Source organism: Pseudomonas sp. VI4.1 (assembly GCF_002029345.1).
GTDB lineage: Bacteria > Pseudomonadota > Gammaproteobacteria > Pseudomonadales > Pseudomonadaceae > Aquipseudomonas.
Genome location: NZ_MULM01000079.1, coordinates 1 through 19,412, shown reverse-complemented (window position 1 = coordinate 19,412; position 19,412 = coordinate 1). Strand labels below are relative to the sequence as shown.

Sequence of the window (19,412 nt, the reverse complement as noted above, 5' to 3'; positions counted from 1 at the left end):
GGGAGCGGGCTTGCACGCGAAGACGGCTTCACATTCAACAAAAATGTCGACTGACACACCGCTTTCGCGAGCAAGCCCGCTCCCACAGAGGAACCGAGTTGCCCTCCACATAACAAGAATTCCGGGAGCCCGCCATGTCGGTCGATCCGCAACAATTGCTGCGCGAGCTGTTTGCCACAGCCATCGACGCCGCCCATCCAGAGCAAGTCCTCGAAGCCCATTTGCCCACTGACCGCAGCGGTCGGGTGATCGTCATCGGCGCCGGCAAAGCCGCGGCGGCCATGGCCCGGGTGGTCGAGCGTTGCTGGCAGGGTGAAGTCAGCGGTCTGGTGGTGACCCGTTACGGCCACGGCGCCCCGTGCGAAAAAATCGAAGTGGTCGAAGCCGCGCATCCGGTGCCTGATGCGGCCGGCCTGGCCGTCGCCAAACGCGTGCTGGAACTGGTCAGCAACCTGACTGAAGAAGACCGGGTGATCTTCCTGCTCTCCGGCGGCGGCTCGGCATTGCTGGCGCTGCCCGCGGCCGGTATCACCCTGGCTGACAAGCAATCGATCAACAAAGCCCTGCTCAAATCCGGCGCCACCATTGGCGAGATGAACTGCGTGCGCAAGCACCTCTCGGCGATCAAGGGTGGCCGTCTTGGCAAAGCCTGCTGGCCTGCCACTGTTTATACCTACGCCATTTCCGATGTACCGGGCGACCTCGCCACGGTCATCGCGTCCGGCCCGACCGTGGCCGACCCGAGCACCTCCAGCGAAGCGTTGGCGATCCTCAAGCGCTACGGCATCGAGGTGCCTGCCTCCGTGCGCAACTGGCTGCAAAGCCCGGAGTCGGAAACGGTCAAACCCGGCGATCCAAGCCTGGCGCGCAGTCATTTCCAACTGATCGCCCGCCCCCAGCAATCGCTTGAGGCCGCGGCGGTGAAAGCCCGTCAGGCCGGTTTCAGTCCGCTGATCCTCGGTGACCTGGAAGGCGAATCCAGGGAAGTGGCCAAGGTTCACGCCGGTATCGCCCGTCAGATCGTGCGCCATGGCCAGCCGTTGGCGGCCCCCTGCGTGATCCTCTCTGGCGGTGAAACCACCGTCACGGTGCGCGGTAACGGCCGTGGCGGACGCAACGCCGAGTTCCTGCTGAGCCTGACCGACAGCCTCAAAGGCCTGCCCGGCGTCTACGCCCTGGCCGGTGACACCGATGGCATCGACGGCTCCGAAGACAACGCCGGCGCGCTCATGACCCCGGACAGCTACGCCCGCGCCGCCTCTCTCGGCCTGAGCGCCAGCGACGAGTTGGACAACAACAATGGCTACGGCTATTTCGCGGCGCTGGACGCCCTGATCGTCACCGAACCAACCCGCACCAACGTCAATGACTTCCGCGCCATCCTGATTCTCGAGAGCACAAACAATGACGCCTGACAAAAAAGTCAAAATCCTCGCCACCCTCGGTCCGGCCACGCACGGGATCGATGACATCCGTGAGCTGGTGCAGGCCGGGGTCAACATCTTCCGCTTGAATTTCAGCCACGGCGATCATGCCGACCACGCCCAGCGCTACCAGTGGATTCGTGAAGTCGAGCGCCAGCTGAATTATCCGCTGGGCATTCTGATGGACCTGCAGGGTCCGAAACTGCGGGTCGGCAAGTTCGCCGACGGCAAGGTGCAACTGCATCGCGGTCAGGCACTGCGTCTGGACCTGGACCCGACGCCGGGGGATCAGCGGCGGGTCAATTTGCCCCACCCGGAAATCATCGCTGCGCTGGAACCGGGCATGGACCTGTTGCTCGATGACGGCAAGCTGCGGCTGCGCGTGGTCAGCAAGTACGCCGAGGCCATCGACACCACCGTGCTCAATGGCGGCGAACTGTCGGACCGCAAAGGCGTCAACGTACCGCAAGCGGTGCTCGAGCTGAGCCCGCTGACCGCCAAGGATCGTCGCGACCTGAGCTTCGGCCTGGAACTGGGTGTGGACTGGGTGGCGCTGTCGTTCGTACAGCGTGCGGAAGACATTCGCGAAGCCCGCGAACTGATCGGCGACAAAGCGTTTTTGATGGCCAAGATCGAGAAGCCGTCGGCGGTGGCGCAACTGCGGGAAATCGCCGAACTGAGCGACGCGATCATGGTCGCCCGCGGTGACCTGGGTGTGGAAGTGCCGGCCGAAAGCGTGCCGCAGATTCAGAAAAACATCATTGGCATCTGCCGCGAGCTGGGCAAACCGGTGGTGGTGGCGACACAGATGCTGGAGTCGATGCGCTTCTCTCCCGCGCCCACCCGTGCCGAAGTGACCGACGTCGCCAACGCCGTGGCCGAAGGCGCGGACGCGGTGATGCTGTCGGCGGAAACCGCGTCCGGCGAGTACCCGCTGGAAGCGGTGCAGATGATGAGCAAGATCATCCGCCAGGTGGAAAACGGCCCGGACTATCAGGCGCAACTCGACGTCAGCCGGCCGAAGGCCGAGGCCACTGTGTCCGACGCCATCAGCTGTGCGATCCGGCGCATCAGCAATGTGCTGCCGGTGGCGGTGCTGGTGAATTACAGCGAGTCGGGTACGTCGAGTTTGCGTGCGGCACGGGAACGGCCGACGGTGCCGATCCTCAACCTCACGCCGAACCTGCAGACCGCGCGCCGGTTGACGGTGGCGTGGGGCGTGCACTCGGTGGTCAATGACCGGTTGCGGCAGGTGGACGAGGTGTGCTCGACAGCGCTGGAGATTGCGCAGGCGCAGGGCATGGCTCAGCGCGGGGATACGTTATTGATCACGGCGGGAGTGCCGTTCGGGCAGCCGGGGTCGACTAACTCGCTGCGCATCGAGACGTTGATTTAGCATCTGTACCGGCCCCTTCGCGAGCAAGCCCGCTCCCACATTTAATCTTTGATCGACACAAGGTCTAATGTGGGAGCGGGCTTGCTCGCGAAGCAGGCGACACGGTTTAACTGAAACCCACAGACCCCATCATGCCAGCCCACCACTTCAACACCCACTGCCCCGACTGGGCCACCGCCCTGCTCAACGGCTTCAGCCAGATTTTCCTCCAGCGTCACCCGCTGTGCGGCCTGCTGTGCCTGTTGGCCATTCTTTTCACCGCGCCCTCCCTGCTCGGCGGTGCGCTGCTGGGTGGCGTCGCCGGACTGTTCACCGCCCAACGTCGCGGCTACGCCAAGGCCGATCGCCAGGCCGGGCTATTCTGCTACAACGGTATTTTGCTCGGCATGCTGCTGTGCCTGTGTTTCCCCTGGTCCGCGATGTTGCCGCCGCTGATCATCGCCGCGGGTGGCCTGTGTGCGATGCTGACTCAACAATGGCTTAAACGCACCCGCGATCAACATTCCCTGCCCGCCTACACTCTCCCCTATGTCGGGTTGAGCTGGTGGCTGCTCTCGTTTGCCACGCCGCGACATCCGGCGCCGCTGCTCGAAATGAATACCCTCAACCTGCTCGCTGCCTCATTGAAGGGCTTCGGTCAAGTGGTGTTCCTGGGGCATCCGTTGGCCGGTGTACTGATTGCTGCGGGTCTGCTGATCGCCGATCGCCGGGCCTTTCTCTGGGGGCTGCTCGGTTCGATGGCCGGCCTCGGATTCGCGCTGTTACATCACGATACTTCAAGCGCGCTGCAGGGGTTGAGCAGCTACAACCCGGCGCTCGCCGCCCTCGCCTTGAGTCAGGTTCGCCGCCAACCCTGGCTGCCGCTGCTGGGCATTGTCCTGGCAATACTGCTCACACCCGGCTTCGCCGCACTCGGCCTGGCCACTTTGACCGCGCCGTTCATCCTCGCCTGTTGGCTGATCCAGGCGAGCATTCGTGTGCCGCGCCAAGCCCCCCTTGGACAGCGCGCCTTGCGCAACCACCGGGAATCACCCTAGGCTTCGCTGATTCCCGGTTCAGGCGTTTTCCATGGACAGCAGCAAAAACTGGCGTGAAGAGCTTTACGTCATGATTTTCCAGAGCGAGACCAAGGCCGGACGGCGCTTTGACGGCATTCTGCTGTTGATCATCCTCGCCAGCCTGGTGATCGTGATGCTCGACAGCATCGACACGGTCCACCAGAACTACGCCAATGTGCTGGCGTATATCGAGTGGGGCTTCACCATCATCTTCGTCATCGAATACGGTCTTCGCCTGTATTGCTCGCCCAAGCCGTTGCGCTATGCATTCAGCTTCTACGGGCTGGTGGATCTGCTGGCCATCGTGCCCGGCATCCTGGCGTTGTATTACAGCGACGCGCAGTACTTGCTGATTATCCGGATCATCCGGATGCTGCGAATTTTCCGCGTGCTCAAGCTCAGCCCTTATCTGAAGCAAGCCAACTACCTGATGTCGGCGCTGCGCGGCAGCAAACAGAAGATCGTGGTGTTTCTGGTCAGTGTCTGCACGCTGGTCACGGTGTTCGGCACGCTGATGTACGTGATCGAAGGCCCGGAACACGGCTTCACCAGCATTCCCAAAGGCATCTATTGGGCTATCGTGACGCTGACCACCGTGGGCTTCGGCGACATCGTGCCCAGGACGCCATTGGGTCAGGTGATTTCGTCATTGGTGATGATCACCGGCTATTCGATCATCGCGGTGCCGACCGGGATTTTCACCGCCGAACTGGCGAACGCGATGCGCGGTGAACAGCAGCAGACCGATTGTCCGGTGTGCAAGAAAAACACCCACGAACAAGGGGCGGCATTCTGCTCGCGCTGCGGCAACGCATTGTTTAAGAAATTGGAATAAGCAAAGCACTTTTTAATCTTTAAAGGACTATTCGTGTCCGGCTATAGTCGCTGGCAAAACGGTGGCAACACCTCTCGATGACTGACAACAAACCCTGTAGGAGCCGGCTTGCCGGCGAAGGTCTCTAACGATAACGCCTGTTTGCTGAAGGAACGCGGCGCCCTTTAGACCTTCGCCGGCAAGCCGGCTCCTACAAAAAACAAGGAATGCGCAGTGAAAAAACTCTTTGGCGCCTCACTTCTGGCCGCTGGCTTGGCCCTGACCAGCGTGGCGCAAGCCGCACCGACCCTGCTTAACGTGTCCTACGACGTGATGCGAGATTTCTACAAGGACTACAACACTGCGTTCCAGAAACACTGGAAAGCCGAGCATAACGAAAACATCACCCTGCAGATGTCTTTCGGTGGCTCCAGCAAACAGGCGCGTTCGGTGATCGACGGCCTGCCAGCCGACGTCATTACCATGAACATGGCCACCGACATCAATGCCCTGGCGGACAACGGCAAACTGATCCCGGACAACTGGGTCACTCGCCTGCCGAACAACAGCGCGCCTTTCACCTCGGCCACCGTGTTCATCGTGCGTAAAGGCAACCCGAAAGCCCTGAAAGACTGGCCGGACCTGCTCAAGGATGGCGTGCAAGTGATTGTGCCGAACCCGAAAACCTCGGGTAACGGCCGCTACACCTACCTCTCGGCCTGGGGTTATGTGCTGAAGAATGGCGGTGACGAAACCAAAGCCAAGGACTTCGTCGGCAAGCTGTTCAAACAAGCGCCGGTGCTGGACACCGGGGGCCGCGCAGCCACCACCACCTTCATGACCAACCAGCTTGGCGACGTGCTGGTGACCTTCGAAAACGAAGCGGAAATGATCGCTCGCGAGTTTGGCCGCGATCAGTTCGAAGTCATCTACCCAAGCGTCTCCGCCGAAGCCGAGCCACCGGTCTCCGTGGTCGACAAAGTAGTCGAGAAGAAAGGCACCCGCGCTGCGGCCGAGGAATATCTGAAGTACCTGTGGTCGCCGGAAGGCCAGGAGATCGCCGCGGCGAACTACCTGCGTCCACGGGATCCGGCGGTATTGGCGAAGTACACCGACCGCTTCCCGAAAGTGGACTTCCTGTCGGTGGAGAAAACCTTTGGTGACTGGCGCACCGTGCAGAAGACCCACTTCAATGATGGCGGGGTGTTTGATCAGATTTACAGCGGCCAGTAAGCGCTGAGCCCAACGAAAAAGGCGACCTGCAGAGGTCGCCTTTTTTGTGGGTTTTCTGCGGTCACAGAATCCTCGTACGACATTATTCCTGTGGAATCGCCGCACCGCCGCTCCCACAGGGATTTGGACGCGCCGTCACATTGGTGGTGTAACGCCGTCCTTGCCAGCCGAAATTGAGAACATAAGCACGCTATCGAACAAGATGTAAGTGAATGTATCATCAGACCTCGAATTTTTGACATAAGGTACTTCCGCAACCACGCCAACCAGGGACATTCATTGCGCACAGGCATGATGACTATCACTCCAATCCCTCTTCCACCGCTTTGGCCCGCCGCTTAGCCTGCGCACCTTCCCTACAGTTCAGCGAGACCCGTTATGAGCCCAGCCACCCAGGTGCCCCACGGCACCGCGACAATGACCCGAGGCATGGTCCTGCTGTTCGCCTTCTGCTGCGGCGCCATTGTGGCCAACCTCTACTACGCCCAGCCGATCATCGAGCTGATCGCTCCGGACGTCGGCCTGAGCAGCTCCATGGCCAGTTTCATCGTTTCGCTGACCCAGATCGGTTACGCGTTGGGCATGCTGTTCCTGGTGCCGCTGGGTGACCTGCTCGAGAACCGCCGACTGATGATCATCACCAGTGTGGTGGCGATTGCCAGCCTCCTGGGCGCGGCGTTCACCGATCAGCCGAACGTGTTTTTGCTGATTTCACTGCTGGTGGGTTTCAGTTCGGTGTCGGTGCAGATCCTGATTCCGCTGGCCGCGCACCTGGCGTCGGAAGAGTCTCGCGGTCGGGTGGTCGGCGGGATCATGGGTGGTTTGCTGCTGGGGATTCTGCTGGCGCGTCCGGTGTCCAGCCTGGTGGCTGACCATTTCGGCTGGCGGGCGATGTTTGTGATTGCAGCGGTATTGATGGCCGCGATCAGCATCGTGTTGGCGGTGACCATTCCCAAGCGCCAGCCTGATCACAGCGCTACTTATGGCCAGTTGCTGGGTTCGCTCTGGACCCTGTTGCGTAAAGAACCGGTACTGCGTCAGCGCGCGCTGTATCAGGGCTGCATGTTCGCGACCTTCAGCCTGTTCTGGACCGCCGTGCCGCTGGAACTGGCGCGCAATCATGGCCTGTCGCAAACCCAGATCGCGATCTTCGCCCTGGTCGGGGCCATCGGCGCCATTGCCGCGCCCATCGCCGGTCGCCTGGCCGATGCCGGCCACACCCGCATCGCTTCGTTGCTGGCGCTGCTGTTCGCCAGCCTGAGCTTCCTGCCGGCCTTCATCCATCCGGTCTACAGCGTCATCGGCCTGGCGGTCACCGGTGTAGTACTCGACTTTTGCGTGCAGATGAACATGGTGCTCGGTCAACGCGCGATTTACGCCCTCGACGCCAAAAGCCGCAGTCGGTTGAATGCGCTGTACATGACCAGCATCTTCATCGGTGGCGCGTTTGGTTCGTCGGTGGCCAGTGCGGTGTATGAGCATGGCGGCTGGTTGTGGATCGTGATCGTCGGCAGCGCGTTTCCGTTGCTGGCGTTGTTGCGGTTTTTGAGTGTTTCAGAGAAACGTTCGCTCGCTAGCGCGTGAACGTCAAAAAGCGTTGGTTTACGGCGGGTGATTGAAGCTCCCACCCAGCATGAGTCTTACCCTCATCGATTCCAATTACCTTACCCATGGAGCGTGAGGTGCAGGCTGCTGTTGAAGGCCAGCGCACCTTGGCTGCCTTCCTCACGACTCAAATCGAAACTCAGCACATCCAGATTTTTGACCAACAGAACACTTTCAATCAGAAAGACTTCCCTCGTGAGGTACCAGGTCCTTTCGGTATCGAGGCTCAGCATCCTGACCAGTTCGTCGACAACCTCTTTGACCTGGACCCGGCAGCAGTGATAGCGGCGGCCCAACGCCAACGGAAGCAGTTGAAGATGCCACCGATAGACGTCAACACCTATCTCGATCTTCTTTTACGTCAGGGCCTGGTTCAGTCGAGTAAAGCATTGACTCTCTATGCGGCCATTCTCTGACTGCTGCTCCCCAGGGCGCTAAACCTCACACCCATCGAATCCCACAGTGACATTCCCCGGCAATTGGCCCCGATGCTCCAGCAACCACGCATCCAGCGCATGGCCGACATGAGTCAACACCGCCAACTCCGGTTGCAGCGCTTCAATGCACCGCAACGCCAGGTTCAGGTCGTTGTGGTTACGCGGCGCCTGGGGCTGTGGCGGTATCGAGCAGTCGAGAACCAAGACATCAAGGGGCGCCTGTTGCAGCCAGGTGGTGGTGGCCGGCGGCAAGCCTACGGTGTCGGTCAGGTAGGCGATGCGCCGTCCCTCGCCTTCCAGCAGGTAGCCGAGGGTTGGCCTGGAGTGTTGCAGCGGTAGCGCCGTGACGCTGAGTGCGCCAAACCGGCGGGTATCGAAGGCTGCGAACGGCTGACTGAAGTCGAGAATGCCGGGGTGTTTGTAGAGGTCGGCCAGGCCTTCCAGGTCTACCGGCCCATGCACCGGAATGACCAGCCCCTGGCCCCAGCGCAAATGCAGCAGGCCCTGGGCGTGATCGGCATGGTAGTGGGTCTGGAAAATGCCGTTGAAGCTGCGCGGCGGGAAGCGTTCGGTCAGGTCCGGCAGGCCGCTGTCGATCAACCAGCGCTGATCGCCACATTCGACCAGGGCGCTGCAGGGGCGACGCCTGCGGCGTTCGTCCTTGCGCGCCAGGTCACAGGCTGCGCAGTCGCAACCGTAGACCGGCACCTGTCGCGCATCACCGGTGCCGAGCAAGGTCAGGCGCATTCGGATTGTCCGTCAACGCAGGCCAGCAAACGTTCGACCGTGTGCTTCAGCGGCCCGGAGTTGTCGAGCACATGCACTGCCGGATCGTGCCCGGCGAGCACACGCTCGCTGAAGCGGGCATTGCGCGCCAGCCGCGCCTCGATCTCGGTGACCGACTCCCGCCCCCGTGCCAGCAGGCGCTGGCGCAAAACGGCTTGATCCACGGTCAGCAACAGCACGAGCAGGTTTGGATAACGCCGGCGCGTAGCTGGCAAATGGCCGCGGGAGCCATTGACCAGGACGTCCTGCCCCGCCGCCAGCCAGTCGTCGATTTCCCGCGGGATGCCATAGGCCAGGCCATTGGCGTGCCAGCTCAGGGCAAACGCGCCCTGCGCCTCCATGTCGGCGAACTGTTGCGCAGTGACACCTTGCGCCGCCTCCCCCACCGCTTCCGCCGAGCGGGTGATGACCCGCCGCACCATGCGACAGCCGCGATCGGCCAACGGCACCCGTGCCGCCTCCAGCAGGCTGTCCTTGCCTGAACCGGAAGGTCCGATGAGATAGATCAACCTGCCCGCCATCAAAACACCCTCTTCGCCTGTCGCCAGACTTGTTGTACGACCGGCAATCCGTCCTGGCTTCGGGCCTGCACCAGGTCCGCGCGCAAGCCCGGTGCCAGTTCGCCGCGATCGTTCAAACCTGCCGCCCTGGCCGGGGCCTGGGTGACCATCCGCACCGCCTGCGCCAGGTCGCAGTTATTGTCCTGGGCCGCCAGCAAAAACGCGGCCTGCAGCAGACTGGCCGGGTAGTAGTCACTGGACAGGATATCCAGCAGCCCCGCAGCCGCCAGGTCTGCCGCGGCGACGTTACCCGAGTGGGAACCGCCGCGCACGATGTTCGGTGCGCCCATCAACACCTTCATCCCCCGTTGTTGGCTGCCCTGCGCGGCCTCGACGGTGGTCGGGAACTCGGCGATGGTCATGCCGTAGCGCGCCGACTCTTCGACATGCGCCAGGGTCGCATCGTCATGGCTGGCCACCGAGAGGCCAAGCTCCAGGCAATGTTCCACAATCGCGGCGCGATAGCGGGTGCTGTACTGACGTGAGTTGGCCATCTGCAACTCGATGAATTCATCCATTTGCAGGGTCGTCAGGTGGTACTTGCCCATGTAGTACTCACGGTACTTGGATTCCTGCACAAACTGGCGCTGACCCGGCGAGTGGTCCATCACCGACACCAATTGCACCAGGGGATGTTGCACCAGGTCGCGGAACACACTCAGGGTGTCCGGGTGACACAGTTCGCATCGCAGGTGCAAACGGTGTTCGGCGCGGGTCAACCCGGCGCTGGACGCGCTGGAGATCGCTTCGAGCATCGCCGGCAATTTCTGCATGCGATTGCCCTTGGGGTTCACATCGCCGATGGACACGGCGTCGAACACCGTGGTGATGCCGGCCGCGATGATCTGCGCATCGTGGCTGAGCACCGCCGAGGTCGACGGCCAGTCGACGCCGGGGCGCGGGGTCATGTGCCTTTCCAGGTTGTCGGTATGCAGCTCGACCAGCCCCGGCAACAGGAAATCGCCGCTCAGGTCCTGGGCCTGGGACAACCGGCTCGGGCCTTCGGCGATGTCGGCAATCATGCCGTCACGCAGCACCAGGGTGCCGAGGAACACCCGGTCAGCGGTGACCAGGCGGGCATTGCTGAGGATCTGTTCAACGGGCATCGGCGTATTCCTCATGGTTGACGGCGGCGGGGGTCATGTCGAGATGGCGATCGGCAACCGCTTCGCGGGCGGTGCGGTCGTGGAAGATGCCGATCAACGCGGCGCCTGCCGCCTTGGCCTCGTTCATCAGCTCCAGCACCACCTGGCGATTGGTGTCGTCCAGGGACGCGGTCGGTTCGTCGAGCAGCATCACCGGCCAGGTCACCATGAAGCCGCGGGCGATGTTGACCCGTTGCTGTTCGCCCCCGGAGAAGGTGCCGGGGGCCAATTGCCAAAGCCGTTGCGGGATATTCAAACGGCTGAGCAACAGCTCGGCGCGCGATTGCGCCCGGTGTGTTGACCAGCCACGGGCCAACGCCGGTTCCATCACCACGTCCAGGCAGGCCACCCGTGGAATCACCCGCAGGAATTGACTGACATAGCCCAGGGTTCGCTGGCGCACCTGGAGAATGTCCCGCGGCTCGGCGCCCACCAGCTCCAGCCAGTCACCGTCGTGCTGCACGCGAATGCTGCCGCCGGCCGGCAGGTAATTGCCATACAGGGTGCGCAACAAGGTGCTTTTACCGGCGCCGGACTGGCCATGCAGCACCAGGCATTCACCGCCCGCCACGCTGAAATCCACCCCGCGCAGCACGTTCAGGACCACCCCGTGCTGTTGATGCAAAGTGAAGGTTTTCGAGAGGTCACGGACTTCGATCAAGGTATTCATCGCTCGATTTTCCACAGAGGCGCGGGGCTTCACGGCTGCAACACCGAGGACACCAGCAGTTGCGAGTAAGGGTGTTGCGGATCGTCGAGGATCTGGTCGGTCAGGCCGGTTTCCACCACCCGCGAGCGCCGCATCACCATCAGCCGGTCCGCCAGCAGACGCGCCACGGCCAGGTCGTGGGTGACGATGACCACCGCCAGGTCCAGTTCCCGCACCAACCCGCGCAGCAGGTCGAGCAAACGCGCCTGCACTGACACGTCGAGTCCGCCTGTCGGTTCGTCCATGAACACCAGGCGCGGGCTCGACACCAGGTTGCGGGCGATTTGCAGGCGCTGCTGCATGCCGCCGGAGAAAGTCCGGGGCAGGTCGTCGATGCGCAGCGGGTCGATTTCCACCTGGCTCAGCCAGTCGATCCCGGCGCCGCGCAATTGCTGGTAATTGCGCACGCCCTGGGCCATCAGGCGTTCACCGATGTTGGCACCGGCGGAAACGCCCATGCGCAAGCCGTCGCGCGGGTTCTGTTCGACAAAGCCCCATTCGGTGCGCAGCAACGTTCGGCGCTCGGCTTCGCTGGCGCTGTACAGATCGAGCCATTGCCCCTGTTTGTCGCGGTAGCCGATGCTGCCGCGCTGGGGCGGCAGGCGGCCGCTGAGCAACGAGAGCAAGGTCGACTTGCCCGAACCGGACTCGCCGACAATCCCCAGTACTTCGCCTGGGTACAAGTCGAAGCTGACGTCCTGACAGCCCTTCTCCAGGCCGTACAACAACGACAGTTCGCGTACCCGCAGCAAAGGCTCGGCGGTGACGGTGGACAGTGGGTTTTTCAGCGCCTGGTTCATTGGCCCTGCTCCTGCTGGCTGACGCGCTGGGCGCAGTAATAGGTGTCGGAACAGACGAAGCGCTGGGTCCCGGCGTCGTCGATGATCAGCTCATCGAGGAACGAATCATGGCTGGCGCAAATGGCACAGCACTGGTCCCACTTCTGCACTTCGAAGGGGTGATCCTCGAAGTCGAGACTGGTGACCCGGGTGTACGGCGGCACCGCGTACAAGCGTTTCTCCCGGCCGGCGCCGAACAACATCAGTGCCGGGCTCATGTCGAGCTTGGGGTTGTCGAATTTGGGGATTGGCGAGGGGTCCATCACGTAGCGTTCGTCGACCATCACCGGGTAGGCGTACGCGGTGGCGATGTGGCCGAAGGTGGCGATGTCCTCGTAGAGTTTGACGTGCATCACCCCGTAATCATTGAGCGCGTGCATGGTCCGGGTCTCGGTTTCCGAGGGTTCGATAAAGCGCAACGGCTCGGGGATCGGCACCTGGTAGACCATGATCTGCTCGGCGTGCAGCGGGGTTTCCGGGATGCGGTGGCGGGTCTGGATCACCGTGGCGTCCGGGGTGTTTTCAGTGGTGGCGACGCCAGCGGTGCGGGCGAAGAAGCGGCGGATCGACACCGCGTTGGTAGTGTCGTCCGCGCCCTGGTCGATAACCTTGAGCACGTCGTCGGCACCGAGAATGGCCGCGGTCAATTGCATGCCGCCGGTGCCCCAACCGTATGGCAGCGGCATCTCGCGCCCGCCGAACGGCACCTGGTAACCGGGGACGGCCACCGCCTTGAGCAAGGCGCGTCGGATCATGCGTTTGGTCTGCTCATCGAGGTAGGCGAAGTTGTACGCCGCATCGCGCACAGGCGCCCGGTCCTTCATCGGGTTGCTCAGGTCATTCATGGCTGTGGCCCTCGGCCGGTTTGCGCAGTTTGCGGATCAGCTCCAGCTCGGCCTGGAAGTCCACGTAGTGCGGTAATTTGAGGTGCGAGACAAAACCGGCGGCCTCGACGTTGTCGCAGTGCATCAGCACGAACTCCTCCTGTTGCGCCGGGGACAGGATCTCTTCGTTGTACTCCCCGGCCCGCAGCGCACGGTCGACCAGCGCCATGCCCATGGCCTTGCGCTCGGCGTGGCCGAAGGCCAGGCCATAACCGCGGGTGAACTGCGCCAGCTCGGTGGCGGAGCCGACGAACTGGTTGACCATTTCGCACTCGGTGACTTCGATGCTGCCCAGGCAGACGGGAAAACCCAGCTCTTCGGGGTCGATCCACACCTCGACCTCGCCGATGCGAATCTCCCCGGCGAACGGATGATTGCGGCCATATCCGCGCTGGGTGGAATAACCCAGCGCCAGCAGAAACCCTTCATCGCCACGGGCCAGGGCCTGCAAGCGCTGGGCGCGGCTGGCGGGCAGTTCCAGCGGGTCGCGGGTGATGTCCGCGACGCTGTCGCTGTTGTCGGCCTCGTTCTTGATCAGGCCTTCCTTGGCCAGTAAACCGAGCACCCGTGGGCAGGGTTCAAGGCTTGCATCCGGGGTGACGGCCGGCCCCGGGTATTCGCCTTCGGCAAGCAACGCAAAGTCCAGCAGACGATGGGTGTAATCGAAAGTCGGCCCCAGCAACTGCCCGCCCGGCACGTCCTTGAAGGTGGCCGACAAACGTCGACTGAGCTGCATGTTTGAGGTGTCGATCGGCAGGCTCGGGCTGAAACGCGGCAACGTGGTGCGATAGGCCCGCAGCAGGAAGATCGCCTCGACCAGATCCCCCGCCGCCTGCTTGATCGCCAGTGCGGCCAGTTCCTCGTCGTACAGCGAGCCTTCGCTCATCACCCGGGCTACGGCCAACGGCAGTTGCTGGCGGATCTGCTCGACGCCGAGTTCAGTGACTGCAGGATCGCCCCGACGTTTTTTGGCCAGCAGACGGTGGGCGTTGTCGATGGCCTGTTCGCCACCCTTGACGGCTACATACATCAGACAGGCTCCTGGGTGGTGTGGATGACCCGCGTGCTGCGCGGCAGGCCGATAACGTCGTGACCGGCGCTGAAAAACAGGTCCAGTCCCCGGGGAAATTCGTTGCGCCGTTCACGTTCACGCCAGAAGCCATCGGCCACGGGCAGCGCCACGCCGTGCTCGTGCTCGATCCCCGGTCCGCGCCAGCCCAGCCCTGCCCCGCCGTCGAGGCTCGGCAGCTGAACCAGCAAAGTGCAGGACTGGTCCGGGTAGCGATCGTTGCCATGGTCGAAGTCGCTGAGATCGAGCAGGTCCTCGGCCGCGAGCAAGGCAAACCGCGCATCTTCGCGGCGCGGGGTCAGCGGGCAACCACAGTGAAAGGCCAGGTTGGCGCGGATCATCGGCGTGTCGAAGGACGGCGCCAGCCACAGCGGCGTGTCGGCATCCAGCAAGGCCAGGCACAACCCGTAGGTCGCCGGCGCCAGCCCTTCAAGGCGTGGGGAGGCGTGCAGGGTCTGGATCGATCCGGGGCCGGCCAGCGCCTTGAGCGCGCGCGAAACCGCGCTGGGCATCACAGCACCGGGTCGTTGAACGCCGGTTGCAACAACGGTGCGCTCATCAGTTTTCTCCTCGCACAAGGGTGAAGAATTCGACTTTGGTGGCGGCGGTTTCCGCCTCGTTTTGCGCCCGGCGTTGTGCCTGGGCGTTGGCCAGCGGCGTGATCACTTCTTCAAGCCAACGACGCTGTTGCGTGCCCTGCAAATGCGCGTCGGCCAGGGCCGCCAACTCGGCGTGGACCTTGTCGCGCCCCGCCAGGTAGCTGTAACCGGTACGCCCATCGGCCAGGCGCACGACGCAGCGGGTCACGCTCATTTCGCCGACGTTGAAGGGCGCACCGTTGCCGCCCATGCGGCCGCGGACCAGGGTCATGCCGATTTCCGGGGCGCGGATCATCTGGTATTCAATGTCGCGCAGCGCGGCCTCAAACGGCTGCAATTCGCCGCGACGGGCGCGGGCCAGCACGCCGATCCAGTGCTGCCGCGCAGCGTAAGGAACAGGGTTCATGGTTGAGTTCTCCATCAGATGACGACCTGGTACTGGAAGCGATCCGAACGGCTGGTGGACTGGGCCAGCTCCACCGGGCGGCCGTAGCGATCGCGGGACAGGGTGAACACACTCAGCGCCGGCAAGTGCCGGGGCATCATCAGCAACGCGGCTTCTTCGCGGCTGGGCAAACGGGCGCCGATCAGGCTCAGGGTGCGGGTCAGTGGCAGGTCCCGTTCGCTCAAGTACTGCCGCAGGGAACCGCCGGTGTAGTCGGCCAGCAACGGCGCGTGGCTGGCGCAATAGCGATGACGGATTAGGCTGACCGGCTGGTGGTCGAGCTTGCGCAACGTCTGCAATTCGATCATCGGGGCCATCTCGGCAAGACCGAGGTGTTGCGCCTCTTCGCGGCTGGCAAAGCAGTAACGGCGCTTGAGCAGCACCGCTTCGACGCCCAGGCCCTGGGCCGATAACGACTGGCTGTAGGCACTGTCGGCCGCCATCGGATAAATCAGCGGCCGCTCCAGCACTTGAGTGCCCTTGCCCTGGCGGCGCAACAGGCTGCCTTCGAACACCAGCTCATCGATGGCGCGGCGCAAGGTATGGCGGTTGACCCCGAAACGTTCGGCCAACTGCACTTCCGCCGGCAGGAAATCCCCGGCCTGATAATCGGCCAGCTCACGGCGCAGGATGTCGGCCAGTTCGCGGTACACCGGTTCATCTTGTCTAGACAACTGCATGCTTAAAAAAAAAGCGCCCGGGGGCACCCCTCCGAAATTCAGATGAACCGCTTGCGCAGGCGTTGCGACAGGATGTCGATCAGGCTGACCACGACTATGATGACCAGCAACACCGCACAGGTCTGGACGAACTGAAAGGCGCGGATGTTCTCCCACAGAATCACCCCGATCCCGCCGGCACCGACCATCCCGACCACCGTCGCCGAGCGCACGTTGGCCTCGAAACGGTAAAGCGCGTAGGACACCCACAGCGGCATCACTTGCGGAATAACGCCGTAGATCACCTCTTGCAGGGCGCTGGCACCGGTCGCGCGAACACCTTCCACCGGGCCCGGTCGATGGCCTCGACCGCTTCGGCGAACAGCTTGGCGAGCACCCCGGTGGTGCTGATCCACAGCGCCAGCACCCCGGCGAATGGCCCCAGCCCGACCGCCACCACAAACAACATGGCAAACACCATTTCGTTGATCGAACGGAAGGCATCCATCACCCGCCGCAACGGCTGGTGAATCCACCAGGGGGTGATGTTCTCGGAGCAGAGAATCCCCAGGGGTATCGAGCAGACGATCGCCAGCACCGTGCCCCACAGGGCGATTTGTACGGTGACGATCATTTCCTTGAGGTAGGCGCGCCATTCGTGGAAGTCAGGCGGGAAAAAATCGGCGGCGAAGGTCGCCATGTTTCCCGAATCGCGGTACAGCGCCATCGGGTTCATCTCGGCGCCGTGCCAGGCCCAGGCCAGCAGGACCAGGAACAAGCCCCAACCGGCGTACTGCGGCCAGGTGCGCTTGCCGACAGCTTCAGCGTGCAGAGTGGTCATAGGGTTTCTCTAAAAATGCGCAATGCAAAAACCTGTAGGAGCGAGCTCGCTCGCGATGGTCGTTAACGATGACGCGGGAAGCCTGGAGAAACGCGGGGCCCTTGAGTTCTTCGCGAGCAAGCTCGCTCCTACAAGAGCCCCGCGGTGGATCAACCGGCATTGGCGGTCTTTTTATCGGTGGATTTCTCAAGGAAGGTCAGGCGCTCTTGCAGCTTCGCCAGCTCGGCATCGATCTCGGCCAGGCGCTTGGCCTTGTCCGCCGCCTCAAGCTTGGTGTCGGCATTGATCGTGGTGCGCTGCTTGAACAGCTCAAGCTGACGGATCGGCAGCAACTGGTCGTCGCTGGAGGCCAGGAACTTGCCCAGCTGCATGCCCTTGAGCACCGCTTTCTCGGACTCGGTATCGCCATAGCTGAAGATGAAATCGCGGATCTTGTTCTTCTCGCGATCGCTCAGGGCCTTGCTCCACACCAAAGGGTCGGCAGGGATCAGCGGCGACTTCCAGATCACCTTGAGCAATGCAGCCTTGTCCGGCTGGGTCACTTCCAGGCGGTCCCAGCTTTCCGTGTTGAACGTCGCCACATCCAGTTGCCCCTTGGCCACGCTCAAGGCGTTGACCTCATGGCTGGAGTTGAGGGTGCGCTTGAACGCGGTGGCCGCATCGACCCCGTTCTTGGCGAACACGTAATAGCCCGGCACCAGATAGCCCGAGGTGGAATTCGGATCGCCATTGCCGAAGGTCAGGGACTTGGCGTTTTTCAGCATGTCGTCGACGGAGTTGATCGGGCTGTCCTTGCGCACGATCAGCAGGCTCCAGTAGCCGGCGGCACCGCTGGCGGCTGCGGTCTGGGCGAAGATCTCGCCATTGGAGCGGTCTACCGCTTCGATGGCGGCCTTGTTGCCCAGCCAGGCGACGTCGACCTTGTTGAAGCGCATGCCCTGGATCAGGCCGGCATAGTCGGAGGCGAAGGTGGCGTTGATCTTCAGGCCGGTCTTCTTGTGCATGTCGTCCAGAAACGGCTGCCAGATGCTCTTGAGGTTCTGCGAAGACTCGGTGGACATGATGCCGAAGTTGATGGCTTTATCTTCCGCCTGGGCGGTGCCCAGTACGCAGCTTGCAAGGAGTGTTGCGCCAGCAAAAACGCGACCGATACGGTTCAACATGGAAAGGATTCCTGAGGGTGCAAAATGGGGGGTGTTCACACGCGAGCCAGCACCAGCCGGGGCGCGGGTTCGGGGCGGCGGGCCTGCTCGGAAAACATCAGGCTGGCGTCGAGGTCGGCGCCGTACAGATCATTGAGGAACTGACTGCTGAGGTCGGCGGCGAGGCCATCGAAATGGATGCGCCCGCCCTTGAGTGCCACGGCACGCGGGCAATAACGCGTGGCGTAATCGACCTGATGCAGGGTGACCACCACGGTCTTGCCGTCGCGGCGGTTGATGTCGGCGAGGATCTCCATGACCTTGCGCGCCGACTCCGGGTCCAGGGACGCGATGGGCTCATCGGCCAGAATCACCTCGGCACGCTGGGTCAGGGCGCGGGCGATCGCCACCCGTTGCTGCTGGCCGCCGGACAAGGTCGACGCCCGTTGCGCCGCCAGGTCGGCCAGGCCGACACGGTCCAGGGACTCCATGGCGAACTGTTTTTCCTCGGCATTGAACAGGCCCAGATTGCCGCGCCAGCGTGGCATGCGGCCCAGGCAGCCGAGCAGCACGTTATCGAGCACGCTGAGGCGGTTGACCAGGTTGAACTGCTGGAAGATGTAGCCGATATCGGCCCGCAAGCGACGAACCTTGCCATTGAGCCGGCCGGACGCCTGCACTTCCCGCCCCAGCACCTTGACGCTGCCGCCATTGTTGCGATCGCAACAGGCCAGGCCCGCGAGGTGGCGCAACAAGGTGGATTTGCCGGAGCCGGAAGCGCCGATCAGCGCGACCATCTCACCGGCACCGATGGTGAGTTGGAGGTCGACCAGTGCAGTCTTGCGCGCAAAGGTCTTGTTCAGATGATCGACATGGATAGCTGCGTTCATGGGCTTCTCTGTCTGGTTGAACAGCCGTCCATGGCCGCTTTGAAGTTCAACCGACTTTAGGCACAGGCTGTGTCAGCCCTATGACTTGCACATGTCGCTGGGTTATCTATTTGATGAAGGTTTTGTGAAAGGTTGAGCCGCAAGGGTCAACCACAGGGTGTTGAGTTGAATTCACTGTCCCTGGACGACCCACAAAAAAGGCGACCCGAAGGTCGCCTTGTGCTGTGCTGACTGTTACTGCCCGAACTGCCGTCCCAACCCGCCCGGCACGCCCTGGATAGTGGTCTCTTCCCACGGCCCGTTGGGGCTGATCGAACGGCTCCAGCCGTTGTTCCAGCGGTAGTAGGTGCGCTGGCGGTAGAAGGTGTTGGGCTGATCATCGAGCACGTACACGCTGAGCTTGGGATCCCAGTGGCTGCTGCCACCCGGTGGCGGGGCGAAGCTGGCGGAGGTGCGAGGCAGCGGTTTGGCGGGCTTGGCCGGAATGCTCGGCTTGCTCGGCGTCGGTGCGGTAGACGGCGTCGGGCGGGGCTGCGAAGGCGGGATCGGCGGCAGCCGCGTCGGTGTCGGCTCGGGCCGCTGGACCGCGCAAGCGCTTAACCCCAAAACCATACTGAGCAGGGTGATACGAGCGATGGCGGTCATGGTTGCATTTCCTGTCATTTATCCGGACTGTCGATGGTCAGTTGTTGCTGTGCGGTGGTGCTGCTGGCCAAGGGCTGGCTGCGACCGATCCATTCGCCCGCCGTGGGTTGGCCGGCGCGGGAGATGCGTGCAACCAATTGGACTTCAGGGAAGTTCGACAGTTTCAACTGCGGCATCATGGCATCGGCATCGCCCAGCTCGACGGTCGCCGGCAAGTCGGCCACGGTCAGGC

18 protein-coding genes and 4 pseudogenes are annotated in these 19,412 nt (G+C 62.8%); 7 read left to right on the top strand and 15 right to left on the bottom strand.

What is annotated here, in order from left to right:
- Positions 1–134 precede the first annotated feature (134 nt).
- The 7 genes and pseudogenes from BZ163_RS02960 to BZ163_RS35285 all read left to right on the top strand — a co-directional run bounded on the left by BZ163_RS02960 (position 135) and on the right by BZ163_RS35285 (position 7,946).
- Positions 135–1,415 carry a glycerate kinase gene (locus BZ163_RS02960; protein ID WP_128869726.1) on the top strand — a complete coding sequence of 427 codons (1,281 nt, stop codon included), beginning with the start codon at positions 135–137 and terminating at the stop codon, positions 1,413–1,415.
- Positions 1,405–2,820 carry a pyruvate kinase gene (pyk, locus tag BZ163_RS02955; protein ID WP_128869725.1) on the top strand — a complete coding sequence of 472 codons (1,416 nt, stop codon included), beginning with the start codon at positions 1,405–1,407 and terminating at the stop codon, positions 2,818–2,820. The genes BZ163_RS02960 and pyk overlap by 11 nt, the downstream gene beginning before the upstream one ends.
- Positions 2,821–2,951: 131 nt before the next feature.
- Positions 2,952–3,867, top strand: a pseudogene (locus BZ163_RS02950) (urea transporter).
- A 21-nt stretch (positions 3,868–3,888) separates the two neighbouring features.
- Complete coding sequence (locus BZ163_RS02945; protein ID WP_128869723.1) at positions 3,889–4,713, top strand: ion transporter; 825 nt, start codon at positions 3,889–3,891, stop codon at positions 4,711–4,713.
- A gap of 213 nt (positions 4,714–4,926) precedes the next feature.
- Entirely contained in the window at positions 4,927–5,925 is a 999-nt protein-coding gene (locus tag BZ163_RS02940; RefSeq protein ID WP_064680773.1) for a sulfate ABC transporter substrate-binding protein, read from the top strand.
- Positions 5,926–6,303: 378 nt separating this feature from the next.
- Positions 6,304–7,509 carry an MFS transporter gene (locus BZ163_RS02935; RefSeq protein WP_128869722.1) on the top strand — a complete coding sequence of 402 codons (1,206 nt, stop codon included), beginning with the start codon at positions 6,304–6,306 and terminating at the stop codon, positions 7,507–7,509.
- A gap of 86 nt (positions 7,510–7,595) precedes the next feature.
- The gene (locus BZ163_RS35285) at positions 7,596–7,946 is read left to right on the top strand and encodes a hypothetical protein (protein WP_168187303.1); all 351 of its coding nucleotides are present in this window, start codon (positions 7,596–7,598) and stop codon (positions 7,944–7,946) included.
- Between the two features lie 18 nt (positions 7,947–7,964).
- Here BZ163_RS35285 and phnP read toward each other — a convergent pair whose 3' ends face one another.
- The 15 genes and pseudogenes from phnP to BZ163_RS02850 all read right to left on the bottom strand — a co-directional run.
- Positions 7,965–8,714 (bottom strand): phosphonate metabolism protein PhnP, encoded by a 750-nt coding sequence (gene phnP, locus BZ163_RS02920; RefSeq protein WP_128869721.1) that lies wholly within the window; start codon positions 8,712–8,714, stop codon positions 7,965–7,967.
- Complete coding sequence (gene phnN / locus BZ163_RS02915) at positions 8,705–9,274, bottom strand: phosphonate metabolism protein/1,5-bisphosphokinase (PRPP-forming) PhnN (protein WP_128869720.1); 570 nt, start codon at positions 9,272–9,274, stop codon at positions 8,705–8,707. The genes phnP and phnN overlap by 10 nt, the downstream gene beginning before the upstream one ends.
- The gene (locus tag BZ163_RS02910) at positions 9,274–10,419 is read right to left on the bottom strand and encodes an alpha-D-ribose 1-methylphosphonate 5-triphosphate diphosphatase (RefSeq protein WP_128869719.1); all 1,146 of its coding nucleotides are present in this window, start codon (positions 10,417–10,419) and stop codon (positions 9,274–9,276) included. The genes phnN and BZ163_RS02910 overlap by 1 nt, the downstream gene beginning before the upstream one ends.
- A complete protein-coding gene (gene phnL / locus BZ163_RS02905; RefSeq protein ID WP_128869718.1) occupies positions 10,409–11,128 on the bottom strand; it encodes a phosphonate C-P lyase system protein PhnL in 720 nt (239 codons plus the stop codon). The genes BZ163_RS02910 and phnL overlap by 11 nt, the downstream gene beginning before the upstream one ends.
- Positions 11,129–11,157: 29 nt before the next feature.
- A complete protein-coding gene (phnK, locus tag BZ163_RS02900) occupies positions 11,158–11,967 on the bottom strand; it encodes a phosphonate C-P lyase system protein PhnK (RefSeq protein ID WP_128869717.1) in 810 nt (269 codons plus the stop codon).
- Positions 11,964–12,830, bottom strand: a complete 867-nt coding sequence (locus BZ163_RS02895; RefSeq protein ID WP_168187304.1) for an alpha-D-ribose 1-methylphosphonate 5-phosphate C-P-lyase PhnJ — start codon at positions 12,828–12,830, stop codon at positions 11,964–11,966. Before BZ163_RS02895 ends, phnK begins: the two co-directional genes overlap by 4 nt.
- Before the next feature lie 13 nt (positions 12,831–12,843).
- Positions 12,844–13,920 carry a carbon-phosphorus lyase complex subunit PhnI gene (locus tag BZ163_RS02890; RefSeq protein ID WP_128869715.1) on the bottom strand — a complete coding sequence of 359 codons (1,077 nt, stop codon included), beginning with the start codon at positions 13,918–13,920 and terminating at the stop codon, positions 12,844–12,846.
- Positions 13,920–14,518 (bottom strand): annotated as a pseudogene (gene phnH, locus BZ163_RS02885) (phosphonate C-P lyase system protein PhnH). Before phnH ends, BZ163_RS02890 begins: the two are co-directional and overlap by 1 nt.
- Positions 14,518–14,964: a phosphonate C-P lyase system protein PhnG gene (gene phnG, locus BZ163_RS02880; protein ID WP_128869714.1), complete on the bottom strand. Its 447-nt coding sequence runs from the start codon at positions 14,962–14,964 to the stop codon at positions 14,518–14,520. Before phnG ends, phnH begins: the two are co-directional and overlap by 1 nt.
- 14 nt (positions 14,965–14,978) lie before the next feature.
- The gene (phnF, locus tag BZ163_RS02875; protein WP_128869713.1) at positions 14,979–15,683 is read right to left on the bottom strand and encodes a phosphonate metabolism transcriptional regulator PhnF; all 705 of its coding nucleotides are present in this window, start codon (positions 15,681–15,683) and stop codon (positions 14,979–14,981) included.
- Between the two features lie 38 nt (positions 15,684–15,721).
- A pseudogene (phnE, locus tag BZ163_RS02870) lies at positions 15,722–16,503 on the bottom strand (phosphonate ABC transporter, permease protein PhnE).
- Positions 16,504–16,652: 149 nt separating this feature from the next.
- On the bottom strand, positions 16,653–17,666 hold the full coding sequence (gene phnD, locus BZ163_RS02865) for a phosphonate ABC transporter substrate-binding protein (protein WP_128869712.1): 1,014 nt from the start codon (positions 17,664–17,666) through the stop codon (positions 16,653–16,655).
- Positions 17,667–17,701: 35 nt separating this feature from the next.
- Positions 17,702–18,535 (bottom strand): phosphonate ABC transporter ATP-binding protein, encoded by an 834-nt coding sequence (phnC, locus tag BZ163_RS02860; RefSeq protein ID WP_128869711.1) that lies wholly within the window; start codon positions 18,533–18,535, stop codon positions 17,702–17,704.
- Between the two features lie 234 nt (positions 18,536–18,769).
- Positions 18,770–19,180 carry a hypothetical protein gene (locus BZ163_RS02855; protein ID WP_128869710.1) on the bottom strand — a complete coding sequence of 137 codons (411 nt, stop codon included), beginning with the start codon at positions 19,178–19,180 and terminating at the stop codon, positions 18,770–18,772.
- Between the two features lie 14 nt (positions 19,181–19,194).
- A pseudogene (locus BZ163_RS02850) lies at positions 19,195–19,412 on the bottom strand (c-type cytochrome biogenesis protein CcmI); the annotation flags it as partial.